General features: G+C 72.3%; 13 protein-coding genes. 6 read left to right on the top strand and 7 right to left on the bottom strand.

The features are described 5' to 3' along the window. The first annotated feature begins 215 nt into the window (after positions 1 to 215). Positions 216 to 824 carry a response regulator transcription factor gene (locus ABH920_RS22050; protein ID WP_370350950.1) on the top strand — a complete coding sequence of 203 codons (609 nt, stop codon included), beginning with the start codon at positions 216 to 218 and terminating at the stop codon, positions 822 to 824. Here ABH920_RS22050 and ABH920_RS22055 read toward each other — a convergent pair. The 4 genes from ABH920_RS22055 to lanKC form a co-directional block, all read right to left on the bottom strand. Continuing rightward, a complete protein-coding gene (locus ABH920_RS22055; RefSeq protein WP_370350951.1) occupies positions 717 to 2,534 on the bottom strand; it encodes an ATP-binding cassette domain-containing protein in 1,818 nt (605 codons plus the stop codon). The two genes, ABH920_RS22050 and ABH920_RS22055, sit on opposite strands and share 108 nt — an antisense overlap. A gap of 431 nt (positions 2,535 to 2,965) precedes the next feature. Next, positions 2,966 to 4,603: an ABC transporter ATP-binding protein gene (locus ABH920_RS22060; protein WP_370350952.1), complete on the bottom strand. Its 1,638-nt coding sequence runs from the start codon at positions 4,601 to 4,603 to the stop codon at positions 2,966 to 2,968. 175 nt (positions 4,604 to 4,778) lie between these two features. Continuing rightward, on the bottom strand, positions 4,779 to 4,934 hold the full coding sequence (locus ABH920_RS22065) for a SapB/AmfS family lanthipeptide (protein WP_370350953.1): 156 nt from the start codon (positions 4,932 to 4,934) through the stop codon (positions 4,779 to 4,781). Between the two features lie 5 nt (positions 4,935 to 4,939). Then, positions 4,940 to 7,558, bottom strand: a complete 2,619-nt coding sequence (gene lanKC, locus ABH920_RS22070) for a class III lanthionine synthetase LanKC (protein WP_370350954.1) — start codon at positions 7,556 to 7,558, stop codon at positions 4,940 to 4,942. A 329-nt stretch (positions 7,559 to 7,887) separates the two neighbouring features. Between lanKC and ABH920_RS22075 the strand changes: the two genes are divergently transcribed. Then, the gene (locus ABH920_RS22075) at positions 7,888 to 10,674 is read left to right on the top strand and encodes an AAA family ATPase (RefSeq protein WP_370350955.1); all 2,787 of its coding nucleotides are present in this window, start codon (positions 7,888 to 7,890) and stop codon (positions 10,672 to 10,674) included. 83 nt (positions 10,675 to 10,757) lie between these two features. On the opposite strand, the gene ABH920_RS22080 is transcribed toward ABH920_RS22075, so the two are convergent. The 3 genes from ABH920_RS22080 to ABH920_RS22090 all read right to left on the bottom strand — a co-directional run bounded on the left by ABH920_RS22080 (position 10,758) and on the right by ABH920_RS22090 (position 12,308). Beyond that, complete coding sequence (locus ABH920_RS22080) at positions 10,758 to 11,384, bottom strand: TetR/AcrR family transcriptional regulator (protein WP_370350956.1); 627 nt, start codon at positions 11,382 to 11,384, stop codon at positions 10,758 to 10,760. 175 nt (positions 11,385 to 11,559) lie between these two features. Next, positions 11,560 to 11,814, bottom strand: coding sequence for an AAA family ATPase (locus ABH920_RS22085; RefSeq protein WP_370350957.1), 255 nt, complete (start codon positions 11,812 to 11,814; stop codon positions 11,560 to 11,562). A gap of 5 nt (positions 11,815 to 11,819) precedes the next feature. Beyond that, entirely contained in the window at positions 11,820 to 12,308 is a 489-nt protein-coding gene (locus tag ABH920_RS22090) for a VOC family protein (protein ID WP_370350958.1), read from the bottom strand. 231 nt (positions 12,309 to 12,539) lie between these two features. On the opposite strand from ABH920_RS22090, the gene ABH920_RS22095 reads away from it, so the two are divergent. From ABH920_RS22095 to ABH920_RS22110, 4 genes are all read left to right on the top strand, one after another. Next, positions 12,540 to 12,983 (top strand): VOC family protein, encoded by a 444-nt coding sequence (locus ABH920_RS22095; protein ID WP_370350959.1) that lies wholly within the window; start codon positions 12,540 to 12,542, stop codon positions 12,981 to 12,983. Between the two features lie 87 nt (positions 12,984 to 13,070). Beyond that, positions 13,071 to 13,430 carry a PadR family transcriptional regulator gene (locus ABH920_RS22100; protein ID WP_370350960.1) on the top strand — a complete coding sequence of 120 codons (360 nt, stop codon included), beginning with the start codon at positions 13,071 to 13,073 and terminating at the stop codon, positions 13,428 to 13,430. After that, positions 13,430 to 13,981, top strand: coding sequence for a hypothetical protein (locus ABH920_RS22105; protein ID WP_370350961.1), 552 nt, complete (start codon positions 13,430 to 13,432; stop codon positions 13,979 to 13,981). Before ABH920_RS22100 ends, ABH920_RS22105 begins: the two co-directional genes overlap by 1 nt. A 631-nt stretch (positions 13,982 to 14,612) precedes the next feature. Next, on the top strand, positions 14,613 to 15,454 hold an 842-nt coding region (locus ABH920_RS22110; protein ID WP_370350979.1), incomplete at its 3' end, for a transposase domain-containing protein.

Raw genomic sequence — 15,454 nt, forward strand, 5'->3', positions numbered from 1 at the left:
ACGCACTATCGCGTATTCACGGGACACCAGGTCGGCGCGGTCGTAGCCGCAGGTGAGAATCTAGTGAGAAGCCAACGATTATTTCGCTCCACGGCATTTTCGGAGACAGTATCGGTTGGCTAGGCTGAGCGTCACTGCGCGGGGGCGGAACGTGATCGGCGATGCGGTCCGGTGTGCCGGGGAAGGACCGCCGATGCTGTGGACTGGGGGCAACGTTGATCGACATCGCGCTGGCGCAAAGGGCCGTGCTGTGGCGAGAAGGGCTGGCCGCGCTGCTCGGCCGGGAGGGGGACTTCCGGGTGGTGGTACGGCCCACGCGGCTGGAGGACGTGTGGCCGGCCGTACGGCGGCGCCGGCTGGACGTCATCCTGCTGGACGCCGAGCTGCCCGGCGACCCGGCCATGGACGCGGTGTGCGCCCAGCTGTGCGAACGCCGCCCTGACATCAAGGTCCTGATTCTGGTGGAGCGCTGGGCCGCGACCCTGGCCGTACTGACCCGGCTGGCCCCGCAGACCGGCTTCCTGACCGTCGACGCCTCCCCCGCGCAGCTGGTCGACGGGCTGCGCCGGATCGTCGACGGCAAACCGGTGCTGGACCTGGAGCTGGCGGTCGCGGCCCTGTCGGCCGGCGACAACCCCCTCACCGACCGCGAGCGCGAGGTACTGCTGAAGTCGGTGGACGGCGCGCCGACGAAGGCGATCGCGGCGGAGTTGTTTCTAAGTAACGGCACTGTTCGCAACTATCTGTCGCGCGCCATCGCCAAGACCGGCGCGCGCAGCCGGATCGAGGCGGTGCGGATCGCCCGGGACGAGGGCTGGATCTGAGACCGGCCGCGGCCCGGATTCAGGCCCCGCCGACCAGTGCGCCAGCAGCTCGCGGTAGAGCGCCGAGCGCGCGGTGAGCTCGTCGTGGCTGCCCGCGTCGGCGCGGACGCCGTCCAGGACCAGGACGCGCTCGGCGCGCAGCGCGGAGCTGAGCCGGTGCGCGATGACGATCAGCGTGCCGCCCCGGTCGGCGAAGGCCTGCTCGGCGTGGCGTTCGGCAATGGGGTCGAGGTGACAGGTCGCCTCGTCGAGAACCGCCAGCGGCGCCGGCGACAGGTGGGCGCGCGCGAGGGCGAGCAGCTGGCGCTCTCCGGCGGACAGCTCGTTCGGGGCGACGATCGCGTCCAGCCCGCCGAGCCGCGCGACCAGGGGCGCGGCGCCGACGGCGGCGACGGAGGCGGCGATCCGTTCGTCGGGGGCGTCCGGCGCGAGGTAGGACAGATTCTGGCGAAGCGTGCCGGCGAAGACGTAGGCCTCCTGCGGAATCAGGACCCGAAGACGCGCGAGATGGCCGGGCGCGAGGTCTGCGGCGTCGGCGCCGCCGAGAAGGACGGCGCCGGCGTCCGGGCGGCGCAGGCCGCAGATCAAAGCGGCCATGGTCGACTTGCCGATGCCGCTGGGGCCGACGACGGCGAGGTGCTCGCCGGGTGCGACGGTGAGGTCGAGGTCGCGCAGGACCGGTTCGGAGGCGGGGCCGTAGGCGAAGGTGACGGCGCGGAGGGTCAGGCCGTTGGTCGCGAAGTCGGTGGGGGTCGGGGCGCTCTTTTCGGCGGCCGAGGTCTCCGAAGCTTCCGGCAGCGCAGCGATCGGCACGGCGGCATCCAGCAGCCGCGCCATCGTGATCGAGAACCGCAGACCACTGTCACCGAGCCCCGAGATGACGCCGCGCAGCGCGGGCTGCAGACCCGTCACCACGAACGTCAGGCCCCCGACCAGCGCACCGGCGGTCAGGCCGCGTCGCAGCAGCGCCGGACTCGCCGCCAGCAGCAACAGCGCGGGCAGCCAGCCGCCCACCGCGAAGCAGAGCTGGCGCAACGCGGCGGTGCGCGCGAGCCGGCGATCGATGCGTGCCTGCGCGAGGACCGGCCCGCGCACCAGATCCGCCGCGTACTCCTCAGCACCGGCAGCCGCCACATCGCGCACCGCCGCCAACACCGGACCGGCCGCCGCCGCGACCTTCTCCTCGCCCAAGACGCTGGCCCGCTGCCGCGCGGCAGCGACTCGCAGCACGCCGAGGAACAACGCAAACCCGGCCACGAACGGCGGCAGCACGATGGCCGCGATCAGCGGATCCAGCGCATAGGCACCGACCGCCGTCCCCAGCGCCGCAACAACGAACGCACGCACCGCGACGATGATGCCGGCGAACGAATCGCGCACGGTCTCGACCTGCCGAGTCAGCCGCGCCGTCGCGCCGCCATCACGCTCCCCGGCCACGCCACGCGTAACGGCCGCATCCACGACGCGCCGAACAAGCACATCCCGAAGCGGCTCAACGAAGTTGCCGAGCAGCGCGAAGACCCGGCGCGCACCAAGCGCCGCCAAGGTCGCGGCGGCCAGGAGCACACCGATCCAGGCCAGGCCGACGCCGGTGCGGTGGCGGAGGAAGCCGTCGTCGAGCGCGTGCGCGACGGCGATGCCGGAGAGTGCGGAGGAGGGGACTTCGAGCAAGGACCAGGAGCACAGGGCGACGATGGAGGATCGGCGCACGGTTCCGAAAGCGAACCGCAGCTCGCGGCCACGACCCGCGGCGACCACCGCACCAGACCGACCTGAGCCGCCCACGCCACCGGACCCGACCGAATGCCCCGCGCCGCCGGACCGCTCGGATCGCCCGGGCCGAGCTGAGTCACTTGCGCCAGCAGGCTCGCCGGAGCGCTCGGACCGAGCTGAGCCATTAGCGCTGCCGGACCGCTCGGGCTGAGCCGAGTCGCGCGCGCCGCCGGACCCGCCGCTTCGCTCAGACCGAGCTGAGCCATTCGCGCCGCCGGACCACTCGGACCGAACTGAGTCACGCGCGCTGCCGGACTGGTCTGAGTCACCCGCGCCAGCATGCTCGCCGGATCGCTCGAGCCGAGCGGATTCGCCCGCGCCGCCAGACCGATCTGCCCCGCTGCTGCGCCCCAAGCCCATCCCCCGCCTCATGCCGCGAACACCTCCCGGTAAGCCGCGTCCTGCCACAGCCGGTCGTGGCCGCCGACCCGGCGCACGCGCCCCTCGTCGAGCCACACCACCAGGTCGGCGCGGGCCGCGGTGGCGGCGCGGTGCGTCACGATCAGGCGGGTGCGGCCGCGGGCGCCGCCGAGGAGGGCGTCGCTGATCAGTGCCTCGGTGGCGGTGTCGAGGCTGGAGGTGGCGTCGTCGAGGACCAGCAGGCGGTGCGCCGCCCAGGCTCGCGCCAGGCCGATCCGCTGTGCCTCTCCCCCGGACATCGGTGCGTCCGCGAGCGGGGTGTCGTAGCCCTGCGGCAGCAGGCGGACGAAGGCGTCCGCGCGCGCCGCCTTCGCCGAGTCCTCGACGCGCGAGCGCGGCAGGTTCGGGCCGATCGCGTCCGCGACCGTGGCGCCGACCAGCGTCGGGCGTTCGAAGGCGCAGCCGACCGCCGCGCGGAGTTCGTCGTGGGCGATCTCGGGCAGGCGCACGCCGTCGAGCAGCACCTGGCCCTGGTCGGGGTCGCGCAGCCGGGCCGCGAGGGTGGCCAGTACCGACTTGCCCGAGCCGGAGGGTCCGACCACCGCGACCGCCGCGCCGCCGGGCACCGTCAGGTCCACGTCGCGGAGCATGCCGCAGGACACGCCGAGGAACGTCAGCTCGCCGGTGCCTTCCGGGACGGCCCGGTCGCCGTATTCGACCTCGGACAGCTCCAGCAGTTCGGCGGCGCGCGCCGCTCCGGAGCGGGAGCGGGCGACGGCGGCGAACACCGAGGTCAGGCCGCCGAGGCCGGTGCCGATGGAGGCGTAGCGGCTGGCGGCGAACAGTTCGCCGGGGGTCATGCGGCCCCTGACCAGCTCCAGGCCGCCGACCGCGAGGACCGCGGCGAGGGTCGCCGGGCCGAGGACCGAGCCCTGGAACGTCGAGCGGGCCAGGACCCGCCACGTGGCGCGCCCGGCGGCGTGCAGCTCCGGCAGGTCGGCCAGGATCCGGTCGCGCTCGGCGGCGGCGGTGCCGGCGGCGGCGATGGTGCGGATGCCGCCGAGCGATTCCACCAGCCGTCCGACGATGCGGCCCTGGATCTCCAGGTACGTCCGCAGCACGCGCGTGGTGCCGCGGGTGAAGGAGCGCAGGACCAGGATGACGCCGACCGTCCCGGCCAGGAACGCCACGGCGAGCCAGGGGTCGATGACGGCGAGCAGCACCAGGCTGCCGACCGGCGGCGCGATCGCGGTCAGCGCGCCGACCGCGCCCGGGCCCGCGCGCCCGGCGTCGGCGGCGTTGCCGCAGACCCGCCCGAGCAGGTCGCCGGAGGTGAAGCCGCCGCTGTTCGCGGGCCCGGCGTCCAGGACGCGGCGCGTCATCCACAGCCGCAGCCACGCCGTGGTCCCGGCGGTACACGCGGCGGAGGCGTACCCGGCGGTCATGTCGCAGAGCACGCCGAAGGCCATCAGCGCCCCGGCCAGCAGCAGCTGCCCGCCCACCCCGTGTCCGGCCGCGGCGGTGTCCACGGCGGCGCCGAGCACGTCGGGCACCGCGAGGGTGACCGCCGTCGAGCCCAGCGCGGCCAAGCCGATCGCGGGCAACCAAGCACCACCGTGGCGCACGGCGCTTGAGTAGGCGCTCATATCTGGACGCGGCCTCCGAGGTCGGGTGTGATGGATAGCGACGGATACAGATGGTCGGCGGTCCCAGACCGCCTCCGTGCCGGCGGCCCCGGGCGAATGTCAGTCGTCCGGGGCCGCCGCGCTCATCGGTGGGCCGGCGTGCGAGCCGGTCCGGTCACCCCTGCGGGGTGCTGGATCAGAGCTCGCAGAGCAGGCTGATGCCGCTGTGGCCGTTGCAGCCGGTCAGGCTCAGCTCCGACTCGCCGCCGCCGCCGTGGCCGCTGCCGCCCCAGCTGTCCGTCTCGACCTGCTCCATGCCCTGCAGGTCCATGAGGGTCATCTCTTCGGTCATGTCCGTCACCTTTCTGTTTCGGCTTCCCCGCGCCGGTCGGCACGGGAGACTCGGGGGGCGAGCAGCGGTGCGTACACCGGCTCGTCGTGCAGCACCGCGCCCAGGGCCAGCAGCACGCCGGCGGTCCCGGTGGCCAGGTCCATCGACAGCCGCATCAGCATGCCGCCGGGGAACGCGGTGCCGCCGCCGTACGGCAGCGTGTGCCAGGTCAGGCTCCGCACCTGCGCGGCGAGCACCGGATCGCGGTGCCGCTCGGGGGTACGGCCGGCCAGGTAGAGGATCATTCCGGCGCGTCCGGAGAACAGGCCCGGCAGCGCGTAGAGCGGAGATCGTGCAGCCGAGGGAATCGTCTCGACGGCCTCGCGGAACTGCGGGTCGGCGTCGGCCTCGTCGGGTCGCAGCGCGAGGTACGCGTCCAGCGCCAGGCCGATGCCGACGCTGCCCACGTCCAGATACGGCAGCGTCCGCCAGCCCTCGTCGACATGCATGGCGCCCTTGTCACGCACCACGCAGCGCCGCAGGTCCCGACGCAACGCCTCACCCGCGGAGTCCAGAAAGCGCGTGTCGCCGACGGTGTCGAAGGCCCGCAGCAGCAGCATCGCCTGCCCGGAGTACCCCCGGGTGAGGCCGGCGTGGAAGCCCTCGCGCCCGGAGACGGCCGGCGCGGTGTCCGGGGCGGCGAGCCGCTCGGCGACGATCTCCGCCGCGCGCAGCCCGGCCTCGCCCAACGCGGCATCGCCGGTCCGTTCGGCGAAATGCAGCAGGTTGAGCCCGATTCCCGACAGGCCACCGGCGAGATCGGAGGGGTAGGCCTCCCATTTGTCGCGAAGACAGGACTCGACGATGTCCAGCGCCTCGCTGCGATAGCCGAGATGGTCCAGGGCGAAAGCCGCGCCGTGCAGGCCGTCCCACAGGCCGGGCCGCGCACCGCTGCCCGGATCCTTGGCGTGCCGCACAAGCCAGTCCTCGTACTGCGGGAACCGCCCGGCGCCGGTGACGTCCAGCGCGTACAGCACGCCGGCCGCGCCATAGGCCAGCCCGAGCCCGCCGACGGCGAACTGCCTGATGTCGCCGGGGAACAAGCGGTCGTCGCGTTCCGGCGTGGCACTGGCCGCGATGGCACGCACCAGCTCGTCGCGTATCGCAGGCCACTGTGAAGGCTCCGCCTCGATCCGCACCGGCTCGTTCGGCGCGAGCGGCCGGGCCCGGTCCTCGACGCCGGTGATCACCGCCACCGCGTCGGCGAGGTCGTCGGCCGGCACCGGGAAGTTCTCGGCGATGACCGCGGCGAGCTCCCGGGCCTTGGGACGGTGCAGCCACACCATGTTCGCCAGCGGCAGGAACAGCGCCAGCCGCAAGCAGGCCAGCGCGTAGCGGTCCCGGTCGACACCGGTGACCGTCGCCGGCGCGCTGAACCCGGGGTTGCCCAGCCCCGGCCGCACCGTCTCGTCGGCTTCGCAGGACACTTCGAAGTCCAGCAGCGCGATGCTGTCGTCGTCGCGGACCAGGATGTTGAACATGTGCAGGTCGCCGTAGACGACGCCGCGCTCGTGGATGGCGTCCAGGGCCTCGCTGACCTGCCGGTGGATGTCCAGGGCCCAGTCGGCGTAACGCCGGCGGTCCTCGTCCGTGGCGCCGGGATCGGTCAGCGGATAGCGGACCCCCATCACCCGGCTGAGCGGAACGCCGTCCTTGACGTAGTCCATGACCAGGAACCGGTGCTCGCCGACCCACAGCAGGTCACGCGCACGCGGCAAGCCCGGTATGCCCTCCAGCCGCTGCAACATCGCGTACTCGTGCTCGACCCGCTGCACGGCGTCGGCCCCGCGCGCGTCCAGCCCGGAGTGCGGCCGTCCCTCCTTCAGCACGACCTCGTCGCCGGTCCGCGAGTCGCGGCCCACGTAGATCCCGCCGCCGTTGGAGAAATGCAGAACCTTCTCCACGCTGTACGGCATATCCGTGAGCTTCACCGCGTTCCGCGCGGCCAGGTGCGGCGCCAGGAACTCCGGCAGCTCCACCCACGGCGGCACCCGGAACACCGGCGTGCGCCGGTCCGGGACCAGGGTCCCGTCGGGAGCGGCCATCGCCGGTACCACCGACCCGTTCTCCGAGACGGTGTACTGGTTCGCGAAGGCGCCGTAGCGGACGTGCAGGGGGCCGGCGCCCCATCGCAGATCGCTGAGAATGTACGGGTTCGGCAGCCCGTCGAGGAGTTCGCCGAGCTCGGTGAGGATCCGCTCGCAGGCCGCGTCGTCCGTCGGGTAGATCGTGACGAACTTGCCCGAGTAGCCGCGCGGGGCGTACTTCGACACCCGCGCCAGCAGCGCCGCCGGCGAACGCAGGAACTTGAACGGTATGCCGCGGGGAACGCAGTACTCGAAGATCCTGTCGAGCACTTCCTCGGCGCCGGTGACGGTGGCCGAGGCGTGGATCTTCCACCCCTGCCCCGGCAGCTCCAGCGGCACCGGCTCCACGACCGTCCAGTCGTCCTGCCCGCGCCGCCGCCAGCCCGCCGGCAGCTCCCGGCCGGCCGCGGCGAAACCGTGCGCGGCGGGCACGACAGCCCGAGCGGCATCGAAAAAATGCCGGTCGAGCATCGTGTACGCCTCGTAACGGTCATCCATGCGGCGGCCTCATCTTCGAGTTCTGCGAACGTCTTGGACGAAGACCACTTTGGTCACCGGACAGCTGGCGTGAAAGTGCGTGGCGTCACGATTAGCCGATGCGAAGCGCATCGCTACGATATGACTTAGTAGTGACGTGTGCCCTGTTTCCATTCTGGAAACGCGGGGTATCCAGGCGGCCGCGCGGTGTAACCGGTATCAGTCTTCTGATTCGCCCTGCTCAGCGCCGGGTCCGGATACCGCCGGCCCAAGATCGTTCGTAGGATGGTCCTGGATCCCCGACAAGCACCACCCGGCCCACGCGGTCCACACCCGCCAGTGAGGAAGCGATGTCGCAGGACACAAGGCACCAGTTGCTCGGCCGCGCGCGGGAGCTGGAGACGCTGGACCGCCTGCTGCGCGACGTGCGCGAGGGGCAGAGCCGGGTCCTGGTGCTGCGGGGCGAGGCCGGCATCGGCAAGTCCGCGCTGCTGGACCACGTGGCGACGCGGGCCGCGCAGGACAGCCGCCTGCAAATCGCCCGCACATCCGGGGTCGAAGCCGAGTCCGACTTCGCCTACTCGGCGCTGCAGCAGCTCTGCGCGCCACTGCTGTCCCATCTGGACCGGCTCCCGCAGGTGCACCAGGACGCCTTGCGCGTGGCCTTCGGCCTGAGCTCGGGCCAGGCGCCGGAGATGATGCTGGTCGGGATGGCGGTCCTGGGCCTGTTCGCCGAGGCCGCGGCCGGGGCCCCGCTGGTCTGCCTGGTCGACGACACGCAGTGGGGGGACCTGATGTCCCGGCTGATCCTGGCCTTCGTCGGACGCCGGCTGGACGCCGAGGCGGTCGCGCTGATCTTCGCCGAGCGCGTCGCCGACGACCGGAGCGAGGTCTCCTCCGGCATGTCCGGCCTGCCGGAGCTGGCGGTGCCCGGGCTCGGCGACGCCGACGCCCGCGCACTGCTGACCGAGGCGCTGCCCGGCCCGGTCGACGACCGCGTCCGGGACCGGATCGTCGCCGAGACCGGCGGCAACCCGCTGGCGCTGCTCGAACTGCCGCGCAGCCGCTCCTCGGCGGAGCTGGCGTTCGGCTTCGGCGGCTTCGGCGGCCACGGCGGACCGGGCGGCTTCGGCAGCCACGGCACCGCCGGCGTGGCTGCCCGCGTCGAGGACGGCTTCCGCCGCCGTGTCGACGCGCTCCCCCCGGACACCCGCACCCTGCTGCTGGTCGCGGCCGTCGAACCGGTCGGCGACGCGCCGCTGCTGTGGCGGGCCCTGCACCTGCTGGACGTCGGACCCGGCGCCGCGGCACCGGCCGAAGCAGCGGACCTGATCACCGTGGGTGCCCCGGTCCGCTTCCGGCACCCACTGGTCCGCTCGGCCGTCTGGCGCGGAGCCGACGCCACGGCCCTGCGTGCGGCGCACCGCGCGCTGGCCGAAGCCACGGACGCCGAACGCGACCCCGACCGGCGGGCCTGGCACCAGGCGCACGCCGCCGCCGAACCCGACGAAGACGTCGCGGCGGCCCTGGAACGCTCCGCCGATCGGGCCCTGGCCCGAGGCGGACGCGCGGCCGCGGGCACCTTCCTGGAACGCGCCGCCGCCCTCACCCCCGACGCCCAGGGCCGCGGACGCCGAGCCCTGGCCGCGGCCCAGGCCTACCTCGACGCCGGGCTGCCGGCCCGGGTCCCCGACCTGCTCGCCGCCGCCGAACTCGGCCACCTGAACCCGCTGCGACGCGCCACCGCGGCCCGGCTGCGGGCCATGGCCACGCACGTCGTCAACCCCGGCCTCGGCGCCGTCGGTCCCTTGCTGGCCGCGGCGAGCGAGCTGCGCGAGCTCGACCCGGCCGCCGCGCGCCGCACCTCCCTGGCCGCCCTCGGCTCGGCCCTGAACACCGGCCGCAACGACGCCGACGGACTGCGCCGGGCCGCCGAAACCGTCGGCGCGAACCTGCCGCCCGGCGACGACGCCACCGCCAAGATCCTGCGCGGCCTCAGCACCTGGGCCGTCCAAGGACCGGTGGCCGCGTTCGCACCGCTGCAGGACGCACTGGCCTCCTTCACCGAGCCCGAAGACCTGCCCTGGCTGTGGTTCGCGGCGAACGTCGCCGTGGAGCTGGGCGACCTGCAGGCGTTGCTGCAGATCACGGACCGCGCGGTGCGCTTCGCCCGGACGACCGGCACGCTGTCGATCCTGCCCTCGGCGCTGACCTATCGCGCCACAGCCGTGGGGTACGCGGGAAGCTTCACCCAGGCCGAGGATCTGCTGGCCGAGGCCGCAGCGGCCGAGCGGGCCATGGGCCTGGCGACGTCGACGTCGACGTACCGAGCCGGCAAGGCCACGGTCGCGGCATATAGAGGCAACAAGCAGTCGGCGCTGGAACTTGCCGAATCCATGGAACGCGACGGCGAGCAGCACGGCTTGGGACGGCTGATCGGCCAGGCCGCGTACGCACGCGCCGTGCTGCACAACGGCTCGGGCGACTACCCGGCCGCGATGCAGGCGGCGAACCGGGGCCTGGAGCATCAGGACTTTGCCACGCACTACTGCACGCTCGGCGAACTGGTCGAGGCCGCGACCCGCGCCGGCGAACCGGCGGTGGCGGCCGAAGCCGGCGAGAGGCTGTCGGACTGGGCCAAGGCCGGGACGCCGTGGGCGCTCGGCACCCATGCCCTGGCCGACGCGCTCACCAGCGCGCCCAAGCTGGCCGAGGACCGGTACCGCGAGGCCGTCGAGCACTTCACGCACGGCGGACTGGAGTCCTTCGCGACCCGGACCCGGCTGCTGTTCGGCGAGTGGCTGCGTCGGCAGAACCGGCGTACGCAGGCCCGCGACGAGCTCCGCACCGCGCACACGGCCGCCGTCGAGATCGGCATGGAGGCGTTCGCCGAACGCGCCCGCCGCGAACTGCTCGCCACCGGCGAGACCGTCCGCAAGCGCACGGTCGGCGCCCCGGTCCTGACGCCGCAGGAAGCGCAGATCGCCCGGCTCGCCGCCGCCGGGCATTCGAACGCTGAGATCGGCGCGCAGCTGTTCCTGAGCCCGCGCACGGTCGAATGGCATCTGCGCAACGTCTTCGCCAAGGAGGGGATCACCTCCCGGCGTGAACTCGGCGGGGCCCTTGGTCAGCGGTGAGCTCCGCGGCGCCTGGTGAAGCGCGGTCGCCGTAACGTGGTGCGGTCGGTGACGGCGGCTTTGGTGGAGGCCGCGGGCGGCGCCTACTGAGCTTCCTGAGCCTTCGGACCCAACAACGACGCAGCAGCCTGCTCCGCCAACCACGCGGCGCTGTCGGCCCAGCTCCAGCCGAAGCCGCGCACCGTCTTCCACGCCGACTGCCCGAAGTAGAACCACAGCACCTGCTCGGTGCGGGCCACGTCCGTCTCGACCGCACCCAGGGACACGAGGTGCTCGGCGATGACCCGCAGGCGGTCGCGGTAGCGCTTCACCGCCTGGTCGGCCGCCGCCGCCACCGCGGGGTCGGCGGTCGCGTTGTCGAACAGGACCGTCAGAATCGCGTCGTGGCGGCGGGTGATGGCACCGGTGCTCTCGGCCGTCCGGCGCAAGACTTCCGCCGGGTCGTTCGTGTCGTGGACGGCGGCGAGGGCGGCCTGGACCTCCTCGTCCTCCGTGCCCTCGACGGCCAGCGCCTCCACGATGGCCGGCTTGCCGCCGACACTGGTGTAGACCGTGTTCAGGGCCACTCCGGCGCGCTCGGCGATGCCAGCAACGGTGGTGCGCACGTAACCCCGCTCCACGAACAGGCTCTCCGCGGCTTTCAGGATCGCGGCGTGGGTCTCCTGTGCCGCCGCGGCCCGGACGGTCGAGGTGTAGGTGCGCTTGGCCATGTCCCCACTATGGCAGGCATCGGCTTTGGCCGCTTGTTACGCATATTGAAAGTAGGGATATTACTGTCGAATAGCGGAAAGCGGCGGCTGCCGCGGCCGGTTCCACACAACCGGCCCCGAAGGTCCTGCGCGGCCTGCGGCACCGACTGCCGCGACACCGACGCCTGTACCTCGCTCACAGGTGATCCGCATCGACAACAGCCTGCGCGAACGCGGTCGGCGCTTCCTGCGGAGCGTCGAGCCCGGCTGCTCGAACGACCAGGTGGCCTTCCTGCTCGGCCAGGTCGGCGGCCAGGCCCAGCAGCGCGCTCTTGCCGACGCCGGTCTCGCCGCGCAGGACCAGCGCCTGGCCCGCGGCGGCCTTGACGAACGCCGCGAGCTCGGCCTGCTCGGCCTGCCGGCCCACCATCGCCATGCCGATGGAATCCACGGACCTCAGGCCTCGAGGTCGGCGGTCGAGCTGTAGACGACGTAGTCGCCCCGGCCGGGGCGGCGCACGGTGACCTCCTGCAGGACGAAGACGTTGCCGTCCGGGTCGGTGAAGGAGGCGAAGGACGCGTACGACTGCCGCTCCGGGTGCGGGCCCGCGACCCGGTCGGCGGTGCCGGCGTGGTGGAAGACGCCGCCGGCGTCGTGGAACACCTCGCTGACCTCGACGCCGTGCGCGACCAGCTCGGCGCGCGCCGCGACCACGTCGGCCACGACCAGGTGCACCCCGCGCTCTGACCCCGGCGCCGCGTCGGTGACGCCGGTGCCGATGATGAACGAGGCCGCCGACCCGGGCGGGGTCAGGTGCACGACCCGGAAGCCGCCGGGCCCGGAGTGGTCGACGTCCTCGCGGAAGCCGATCTTCGTGTAGAAATCCTTGGCTCGGTCCACGTCGGAAACCGGAAGTACCACGACCTCCAGCTTGAAATCCACCATCGTCTTGTCCGCTCCCTCGCGCCAGCGGCATGCCGGTCGGCATCCGCCGACAACCATTCCGCCGAACGCGGGCCGATCACCCCAGGGGTGAACCCTGGTGGATACCCGGGCCCGGAAGCCAGGGGGCCGGGGGCCGGGAGACGAGCGGCCCCGGGGTGTCGGAGGTGGAGGACACCATGGTGCGGAATGCCACGTGGTGCAGAGAACCCCGTGGCCGAGGAAAGGATTCCGATGGCCGTCCGCTACCAGCTGGTGATCGACTGTACCGACGCCGACCGCATGGCGCGCTTCTGGGCCGCCGCGCTCGGCTACGAACTCGCGCCGCCGCCGGCCGGGTTCGCGACCTGGAGTGACTTCTACCGCGAGCTCGGGGTGCCGGAGGAGGAACTCCTCGGCGGTGCGGACCGGATCAGCGATCCGCAGGGCGGCGGGCCCGCGATCTGGTTCCAGGTGGTGACCGAGCCCAAGGCGGTGAAGAACCGGCTGCACCTCGACATCCACGCCAGCGGCGGGCGGTCGAACCCTATCGAGAGGCGGAGGCAGCTGGTGGACGCCGAGGCCGAGCGGCTGGTGGCTCTGGGCGCCAGGATCACCGTCGTCCTGGAGCAGGACGGCCTGGACCACTACGCGGTCGGGATGAAGGACCCGGAGGGCAACGAGTTCGACATCAACTGACCGCCTGACACGTCGCCGTCGAGGCGTCGGGATATCGCTGGGCCCTACTACTTGACTATGCCTAGTAGTTGGCGCAGTCTAGTAGTCGTGACCACCAGCCATGACCCTCAGCTCCTCAAGGGCGTGCTGTCGATGGTGCTGCTCCACCTGCTGGCCGAGAAGGAGTCCTACGGCTACGAGGTGGCGCAGCGCCTGCAGGCGGCGGGCTTCGCCGACGTGCTCGAGGGCACGGTCTACCCGGCGCTCACGCGCCTGGAGCGGGAAGGACGCCTGGCCACCCGGCTGGTGCCCTCCCCCAGCGGCCCGGCCCGCAAGTACTACCGGCTCACCTCGACCGGCCTCGACTCCCTGCACGCCGCGAGCGCCGCCTGGGCGCGGCACGTGGCCGGGGTCGAGGCCGTCCTGGCTCGTCCGCTTCCCGACCCGCCCGAGAAAGGCACCTCCTGATGCCGCACAAGCTGACGCCGCTCGACCGGATCCGCATCGAACGCCTGGTCTGGACCCTCGACCAGCGCCTCTACGACCTCCCACGCGCCTCGCGCATCGCCAAGCGCCGCGAGGTCCGCGCCAATCTCCTGGAAGCCGCGGCCGACCAGGGCACCCGCGAAGCCCTGCGCCGCATCGGCAGCAGCGGCGCCCTGGCCCGCGAGTACCTCGGCGCCGAGTACGGCGACCGCCCGCACCACTCCTGGGTCGCCGCCGCCTACTTCGCCGCCCTGGTGCCGCTGCTGCTGAACTACGTCCTCAGCGAAGCCGCCAACGCCTACGGCAACGGCCTTGCCGCGGCGCACGGAACCTCGGGCATCTTCACGTGGACCGGCGTCAGCTACCTGCAAAGCCCGCTGACGTTCACCGTCGACGCGAGCGGCGTCTCGCACTCCGGCGGCGCGTGGACGCCGGTGGTGTACGTGCTCTGGCTGGCCGGGACCATCGCGTGCGGGCGGCTTTGGCGGCTGCTGCCCCGGCCGACGCGGGGACGGCAGACTGCGGCCGTCTGACGAGGCGCTGTCTCTGTATTTGGGGCGCTCCGGCTTGTGGGTGTGGGTGGCTGGGGTGGCGTGGGGGCGTGCAGTGCGGTTTGTTCGTGGGTTGACAGTCAAAGGCGTTTTTTGACGGCTTCGCCTAAGGTTTGGTGACCTGGCTGGGGGACGCAGTTCGGTGGTGTGCCGCAGGTTTCGCTGGCGGCTGGCGGAGTAGGTGTCCACGACCGCGCACGGGTCCGAGTCACTGCGCACGCGTTGCGTAGGCGGCAATCGTCGGGCGTGGTGGGTGCCTGAAGTCAAAGGCAGGCGCCTCCGGCGGGGGCACTCGAGACTCTGAGGGATCCCCAACCCCCCGCCTCGGCGGCGGTCCGAGTGTTGGTCGCCTCGTCCCGGATCCCTCGTCGCTGTCGTCGCCCTAAAGGGAACCATCCCGGCCTGGCGGGGTAAAGCCGCATCGCTGCTGCTGTGGTGCGGTTTCGTTCGGCTTGACCCCGCCAGTCCGGGCCAATGCCGCGTAGTTAAGGTTTTGGTGGTGTTGTCAAGTGGGGCTGTGAGCTGTGGGTTTATAGAGTGAACGAGACCTCTGATATGCCGGTTCTTGTCTAGGGAACCTGGGATCGGAGGTCTCGTCGTGTCTGAGTCTGCCATGGTGCGCCTGGATCGGTCGATCGAGGTGGCGGCGGGGGTGTTCGCGCCGGGGCATTTGGGGGAGCTGACGCAGTTCCTGCCGTTGGAGTTGGTGGATGCGGTGTTGGCCGATACCGGGTGTGTGCAGCAGCGGGTGCGGGTCCTGCCGTCGCGGGTGGGGGTGTATTTCGTGTTGGCGCTGTGTCTGTTTCGGCCGCTGGGCTATGTGAAGGTGTTCGGCAAGCTGTGCGCGGGCCTGCCTGCCGGGTTGCGGGTGCGGACCTCGGAGAAGGCGTTGCGGGATCTGCGGCGTCGGCTGGGGGCGGCGCCGTTCAAGGCGCTGTTCGAGGCTGTGGCCGGGCCGTTGGCGACCCCGAACACGCCCGGGGTGTCCTACCGGCGCTGGCGCACGGTGGCCTTCGACGGTTGTTTGTCGCTGCAGACCCCTGATTCGGTGCGCAACCGCGGCTGGCTGGGGAAGATCAGGTATTGGCAGGGCTGGTCCGGATACCCGCATCTGGTGCTGATGGTGTTGTGTGAGACTGGGACCCGGGGGCTGTTGGGCGCGGTGTTCGGGCCGGTCGGCACTGATGAGCGTGACTGGGCGGTGCGGCTGCTGCCGCTGCTGAACGACAAGATGCTGGTGTTGTGCGATCGCGGGTTCGACTCCGATGACTTCGCAGCCGAGCTGGCAGGCACCGGCGCGCAGTTCCTCTACCGGGCCACCGCTGCCCGCAACCCGCCGGTGCTGGCCCGGTTGTCCGATGGCTCGTTTCTGTCCCGGCTGGGTGCCCTGCCAGTGCGGATCATCGATGTCGATGTGGTGGTGACCTTGGCCGACGGCACCCGTAACGCCGACCG

This window comes from Catenulispora sp. EB89, from assembly GCF_041261445.1.
Taxonomy (GTDB): Bacteria; Actinomycetota; Actinomycetes; order Streptomycetales; family Catenulisporaceae; genus Catenulispora.

Excerpts from the sequence above, each read along its gene's own strand:
- ABH920_RS22095 (WP_370350959.1), top strand. The coding sequence starts at position 12,540 with ATGGCCGTCCGCTACCAGCTGGTGATCGACTGTACCGACGCCGACCGC.
- ABH920_RS22080 (WP_370350956.1), bottom strand. The coding sequence starts at position 11,384 with ATGGCCAAGCGCACCTACACCTCGACCGTCCGGGCCGCGGCGGCACAG.
- ABH920_RS22065 (WP_370350953.1), bottom strand. The coding sequence starts at position 4,934 with ATGACCGAAGAGATGACCCTCATGGACCTGCAGGGCATGGAGCAGGTC.
- ABH920_RS22090 (WP_370350958.1), bottom strand. The coding sequence starts at position 12,308 with ATGGTGGATTTCAAGCTGGAGGTCGTGGTACTTCCGGTTTCCGACGTG.
- ABH920_RS22105 (WP_370350961.1), top strand. The coding sequence starts at position 13,430 with ATGCCGCACAAGCTGACGCCGCTCGACCGGATCCGCATCGAACGCCTG.
- lanKC (WP_370350954.1), bottom strand. The coding sequence starts at position 7,558 with ATGGATGACCGTTACGAGGCGTACACGATGCTCGACCGGCATTTTTTC.
- ABH920_RS22075 (WP_370350955.1), top strand. The coding sequence starts at position 7,888 with ATGTCGCAGGACACAAGGCACCAGTTGCTCGGCCGCGCGCGGGAGCTG.
- ABH920_RS22060 (WP_370350952.1), bottom strand. The coding sequence starts at position 4,603 with ATGAGCGCCTACTCAAGCGCCGTGCGCCACGGTGGTGCTTGGTTGCCC.